This is a genomic window from Pseudomonas sp. PS01298 (assembly GCF_029959745.1).
GTDB lineage: Bacteria > Pseudomonadota > Gammaproteobacteria > Pseudomonadales > Pseudomonadaceae > Aquipseudomonas > Aquipseudomonas aylmerensis.
This window is the reverse complement of record NZ_JASCPP010000073.1, coordinates 29,851-35,799: the sequence shown is the minus strand read 5'-3', so window position 1 is coordinate 35,799 and position 5,949 is coordinate 29,851. Positions and strand designations below refer to the sequence as shown.

General features: G+C 62.9%; 5 protein-coding genes. 2 read left to right on the top strand and 3 right to left on the bottom strand.

Features of this window, described 5'->3' with window-relative positions; genetic code table 11:
• Positions 1-166: 166 nt before the first annotated feature.
• On the bottom strand, positions 167-637 hold the full coding sequence (locus QMX97_RS22060) for an Lrp/AsnC family transcriptional regulator (protein ID WP_065910374.1): 471 nt from the start codon (positions 635-637) through the stop codon (positions 167-169).
• Positions 638-760: 123 nt separating this feature from the next.
• Between QMX97_RS22060 and QMX97_RS22055 the strand changes: the two genes are divergently transcribed.
• Both QMX97_RS22055 and QMX97_RS22050 read left to right on the top strand, forming a co-directional pair.
• Positions 761-2,005: a methionine gamma-lyase gene (locus QMX97_RS22055; protein ID WP_282397611.1), complete on the top strand. Its 1,245-nt coding sequence runs from the start codon at positions 761-763 to the stop codon at positions 2,003-2,005.
• Between the two features lie 111 nt (positions 2,006-2,116).
• On the top strand, positions 2,117-2,788 hold the full coding sequence (locus tag QMX97_RS22050; RefSeq protein WP_282397610.1) for a helix-turn-helix transcriptional regulator: 672 nt from the start codon (positions 2,117-2,119) through the stop codon (positions 2,786-2,788).
• A gap of 60 nt (positions 2,789-2,848) precedes the next feature.
• Here the strand turns inward: QMX97_RS22050 and QMX97_RS22045 are convergent, their stop codons facing one another.
• Both QMX97_RS22045 and macA read right to left on the bottom strand, forming a co-directional pair.
• Positions 2,849-4,807: a MacB family efflux pump subunit gene (locus tag QMX97_RS22045; RefSeq protein WP_282397609.1), complete on the bottom strand. Its 1,959-nt coding sequence runs from the start codon at positions 4,805-4,807 to the stop codon at positions 2,849-2,851.
• 3 nt (positions 4,808-4,810) lie between these two features.
• The gene (gene macA, locus QMX97_RS22040) at positions 4,811-5,932 is read right to left on the bottom strand and encodes a macrolide transporter subunit MacA (RefSeq protein WP_282397612.1); all 1,122 of its coding nucleotides are present in this window, start codon (positions 5,930-5,932) and stop codon (positions 4,811-4,813) included.
• Positions 5,933-5,949: the final 17 nt, after the last annotated feature.

The following is a 5,949-nucleotide window of genomic DNA, read 5'->3' as shown; positions in this document are numbered from 1 at the left end:
CGGCCCCCCAAATCAATGTCGGATTACGGGCACACCGAGCCTAGGCGAGGTGCCGAGTGTTGGGGCAAGAGCGTTTTGGTTACTTTTGCGCTGTTCAAAAGTGACCCGCCGTAAGGGCGGAACCAATAGCAGCCGTTACCCAAATAAAAGAATGCAAACCCGACCGTCACCCCGGCAACGGAATAACCCGCAACGCCCGCACCGACTTGTAGGAAAAACTCGAATAAATCTCCTTCACACAAGGCAGCGTCTGCAACACCTCCCGCGCAAACTCTCCGAACGATTCAAGGTCCCTGGCCACCACTTCAAGCAAAAAGTCATACCGCCCCGACACGTTATGACACGCCACGATTTCCGGGATTTCAAGCAGCCGCTGCTCAAACGCGCGGGCAATTTCCTGGGTGTGGCTGTCCATCATGATGCTGACAAACGCCGTCACGCCATACCCCAGTGCCTTGGGTGACAGGATCGCCTGGTAACCACTGATCACGCCGCTCTCTTCGAGGTTGCGCACGCGGCGCCAGCAGGGCGAGGTGGTGAGGGACACCCGCTCGGCCAGTTCGGCTACGGTGAGGCGCGCATTGCCTTGCAGCGCGTTTAAAAGGGCCTTGTCGGTACGATCGAGACTCACGGGCATATCTTGCCTCTGATTGTTGTTTTTATCGGATTTTCATCCCGGTACACAGGATTTGGCAGCAAACTTTGCAACGTTCATCTTTGGTTATGAGCATAGCATTGTAGGAAATAAGGAGCGTCCGACATGAACAATAAACACAATGCATTCGGCTTTTCTACCCGCGCCATCCACCACGGCTACGACCCCAAGGACCACCACGGCGCGCTTGTCCCGCCCATTTATCTGTCGGCGACGTTTGCCTTTCCCACCGTCGAATACGGCGCCGCGTGTTTTGCCGGCGAAGCTAACGGGCACTTTTATACGCGTATTTCCAACCCGACCCTGGCACTCCTGGAAGCGCGCATGGCCAGCCTGGAAAACGGCGAGGCGGCAGTGGCCTTCAGCTCGGGCATGGGCGCGATTGCCGCGACGTTCTGGACCCTGCTGCGCCCCGGTGACGAGGTGATCGTCGGCCAGACCGTCTACGGCTGCACCTTCGCCCTGCTGCACCACGGCATCGGCGAGTTCGGCATCAAGGTGCGGCACGTCGACCTGACTGACCTGGCCGCCCTGCAAGCGGCAATCAGCCCGGCCACGCGCATGATCTACTGCGAGACCCCGGCCAACCCCAACCTGCAACTGGTGGATATCATCGCCGTGGCCGCCCTCGCCCATCAACATGGTGATATCACCGTGGTGGTCGACAACACCTACTGCACGCCCTACCTGCAACGTCCGCTCGACCTCGGCGCCGACGTGGTCGTGCACTCGGCCACCAAATACCTCAGCGGCCACGGCGATATCACCGCCGGTATCGCCGTGAGCAGCCAGGCCCTGGCCCAGCGCATCCGCCTGCAAGGCCTCAAGGACCTGACCGGCGCGGTGATGTCGCCGCAGGACGCGGCCCTGCTGATGCGCGGCCTCAAGACCCTGGCCCTGCGCATGGACCGTCATTGCAGTAACGCCCAGGCGCTGGCCGAAGCCCTGCAGGCACACCCGGCCGTGGAGTCGGTGACCTACCCGGGCCTGCGCTGTTTCCCACAATACGCACTGGCGCAGCAGCAAATGAAAATGTCCGGCGGCATGATCGCCTTCGAGCTCAAGGGCGGGATCGACACCGGCCGGCGTTTCATGAATGCGCTCAAGGTGTTCACCCGCGCGGTCAGCCTCGGCGACGCCGAGTCACTGGCCCAGCACCCGGCGAGCATGACCCATTCCACCTACACCCCCGAGCAGCGCGCGCACCATGGCATCAGCGAAGGGCTGGTGCGCCTGTCGGTCGGCCTGGAGGATGTCGCCGACCTGCTGGCGGACGTGCAGCAGGCCCTGGCCAAATGCACCCGCGCCCTGCCCCGGCCGCCGGTGTTGGCGTCGCAGTCTGTGAGATAGGGCTTACGCGGGCTGTAGGGGTTTTAATGCGGCTTTTTGCGGATTGGATCCCCATCACCCCGCCAGGCTGTACTAGCATACGTCCTGCACCCGAAACTCATGGACGAACTGATGAACTCACACCTGTTCCCACATATAGGCAAGGTCATCGCAAGCACCGGCAGTCGCCATTTCCCACGCATGCTGCATGACCTGATCCTCACCCAACTGGCAGTGGACGCCACCCATATCACCCAACTGCGCGTCAGTCACGAAGGCCACACCCGTCGCCAGATCAGCCCGGTCTATACCGACTCCGTGGCGACCCTGGGCGTGGAACAACCGGCCGCACAATTGCACCTCACCCGCCACAAGAACGACGTGCGCTACGTGCTCTCGGTGTACCGCTCGCACCAATCCGAAAGCTTTTCGCCGCAGGAACGCAGCATGCTGCAGGACTTCTCCACGCTGCTGCTGCCCATGGTCGAAAAACACATCACCGCGCTCCACCCGTGCCGCCAGGACAGCGACCCGGTGCCCGCGCAGAACCAGGGCATCGACACCCTGCGCCGGCGCATCGAAGAACGGCTGGTGCAGTCGGGGCTGACCTTGTCCAACCGTGAACTGGAAGTGTGCGTGGGCCTGCTGGCCGGGCGCACGGCACCGGAACTGGCGGAGCAGTTGGCGTTGAAGGTCAACACCATCGAAAGCTACCTCAAACGCGCGGCGATCAAGCTGGGGATCAGCGGGCGGCACTCGTTGTTGCGGTGGATGTATGCCACCAAGGATGAAACAGCCCCTTAGCCCCCGCTGTGGCGAGCAGGCTTGCCCTGCCCGCCACAGGTCCACCTCGACCTCGGGCACTCAATCGCGCGCCAACGCCTCGATCGGATCCAGCCGCGCCGCATTCCTTGCTGGCACGAAGCCAAACACAATGCCAATCAGCGTCGAACAGGCAAACGCGGTGACGATCGAGCCCACCGAAAACACCATCTCCCACTCCTTCACAAACAGCGAAAACAGCAAGCCCAGCCCGTAGGACAGCGAGATCCCGATCACCCCGCCGATCAGGCACACCATCACCGCCTCCACCAGGAACTGCTGGCGAATGTCCGACTGTCGCGCGCCCACTGCCATGCGAATACCGATTTCGCGAGTGCGCTCGGTGACCGACACCAGCATGATATTCATCACGCCGATTCCGCCTACCAGCAGGGAAATCACCGCAATCAACGACAGCAGCAACGCCAGCGAGCGGCTGGTTTTCTGCACGGTCTGCATGATGCTGTCGAGGTTGTTGGTGAAAAAATCCTTGGTGCCGTGGCGTTGCAGCATGAGCTTGTTGACGTTCTCCTCCACCACCTTGCTCGGCTGGCCGTCCTTGATGCGCACCGTGATGCTGTCCAGATGGCGCTGGCCCAGCAGCCGCCCCGCGGCGGTTTCATACGGCACCCAGACGTTCAGCGCCTTGCTGGCGGCGAACATGTTTTTATTCTCGGCCGTGACACCGATCACCGTGCACGGCAGGTTGCCCACCAGGATCACCTGGCCCAACGGGTCGACAGTTGGCCCGAACAGGCGCTGGCGGGTGTTGTGGTCGATGACCACCACCTGGGCCTGGCGCCGTGCATCGCTTTCACTGAAGGCGATCCCGGCCTCGAGCTTCAAGCCCTTGACCTTGAAGTAGCGATCACTGACGCCATTGACCTGCGCATCCAGGTCGATGTTGCCAAAGCGCAGCAACAGGTTGCGGCCCACCACCGGGGTCGCGCTGTCGACGTAATACAGCTGGTTCAACGCGTCCACATCCGACGGCATCAGCGTCTCGATGGCCGACGCGCGACTGTCGCCAAAACTGGTGCCGGAAAAGATATCGATGGTGTTGCTGCCGATCGCCTGGATGTCCTTGAGCACATAGCGCTTGGCGCCTTCGCCGATGGCCGAGATCGACACCACCGAGGTGATGCCGATGACAATGCCGAGCATGGTCAGCAACGTGCGCATGCGATGGGACACCAGCGCGACCCACGCCATGTTGAAAGCTTCCTTGAACAACCCCAGGCTCGCCACCAGGCGCCGCGCACCGCTGCGCCGTGGCTCGATGGGCGCTTCCGCGGGCTGCTCCAGGCCGCTGCTCTGGTTGGCCTTGTCGCTGACAATCTCGCCATCGCAGACCTCGACGATGCGCTGGGCATTCGCCGCCACCTTGGGGTCGTGGGTGACGATAATCACCGTGTGCCCGGCGGCGTGCAGCTCGGCGAGGATACGCATCACCTCCTTGCCGCTGTGGGTGTCGAGGGCCCCGGTGGGCTCGTCGGCGAGGATCACTTCGCCGCCGTTCATCAAGGCGCGGGCAATGCTCACCCGTTGCTGCTGCCCGCCGGAGAGCTGGCTGGGCCGGTGGCTGGTGTGGCCGGCCAGGCCCAGCCGTGCGAGCAACTCCCCCGCGCGGGTATGCCGCTGGGTTTGCGCGGTACCGGCATAAATCGCCGGCATTTCCACGTTGTGCAAGGCACTCAGGTGCGCAAGCAAATGGTAGCGCTGGAAGATAAAGCCGAAGTAGTCGCGGCGCAGTTCCGCCAGTTGCTCATCGCCGAGTGAGCGGGTCTCGATGCCGTTGATCCTGTAACTGCCGGCGGTCGCGTAATCGAGGCCGCCGAGGATGTTCATCAGGGTCGATTTGCCCGAGCCCGAGGCCCCGATGATCGCCACCATCTCGCCGGCTTCGATGGTCAGGTCGATGCCCTTGAGCGCAATGAATTCACGCTCGCCGGCGATAAAACTGCGGGTAATGCCCTTGAGTTCCAACAGTGGCTGGGTCATGGCTCAGTTCCCCGCCACGGCCGGCGAGGCATCGCCGATCACGACTTTATCGCCCTCGGCCAGGCCATCCAGGATCTGCACCTTGACGTTGTTGTTGATACCGGTCTTCACCTGCCGCGACAGCGCCTTGCCCTTGGCGTCGAGCACCCGCAGCGGGTAGCTGCCATCGGGGTTGCGCGGGCCCAGCGCGGCCACCGGCACCATCAGCGCGGCCTTGGCGGTGTCGAGCACGATGCGCACCTGGGCGGTCATGGCGATGCGCAGGCGATGGTCAGGGTTGGGCACGTCGAACAGCGCGTTATAGAACACCGCCGTGTTCTGCTTGGGGGTGCCGGCGGTCTGGGTCTCGAGGAAGTTCTGCGGCGCCGGCTCGGTGCCGCGCAGCTTGGCGTAGTAGCGCTTGTCGGCCTCGCCGAGGATGGTGAAGTACACCTGCTGGCCGGGGCTGATATGAATCACATCGGCCTCCGAGACCTGGGCCTTGACGGTCATGGTGTCCAGGTCCGCCAGCTTGAGCAGCACCGGCGCCAGCTGGTTGGCAATGACCGTCTGGCCTTCCTGGGTGACGATGCCGACCACGTCGCCGTCGATGGGCGCGACGATGCGCGTGTAGGCCAGGTTGACCTTGGCCGTGTCGATCTGGATATGCGCACTCTTGATCTGCGCATCCAGGGACAGCAGGTTGGCCTGCTGCACCTGGAACGTGGACTCGGCGTCTTCGAAATCCTGTCGCGACACCGACTCATCATCCTGCAGGCCCTTGTAGCGTTCATACACCGACTTGGCCTGCTTGAGCTGGGCCGCCGTGGCACGGCGCTGGGCCTGCAGGTTTTCTTCGTCGACCTGGGCCTTGCGCAGGGTGTTCTGCAGGATCAGCGGGTCGATCTCGGCCAGCCACTGGCCCTTTTTCACCTTTTCGCCGACCTTGACCTTGAGCGACTTCAACTGGCCCGAAACCTGGGCGCCGACGTCGACCTGCTTGATGCCTTCAAGCACGCCGGTGGCCAACACGGCATTCTCGATATCGCCGCGTTCGACGCTAGCCGTGAGGTATTGGGGGGCGTCGGCGGGAGCCTGGACGGCATACACCACCAGGCCAATAGCGGCCGCCAACGCCAGGCACATACCGGTTTTGCGCCACT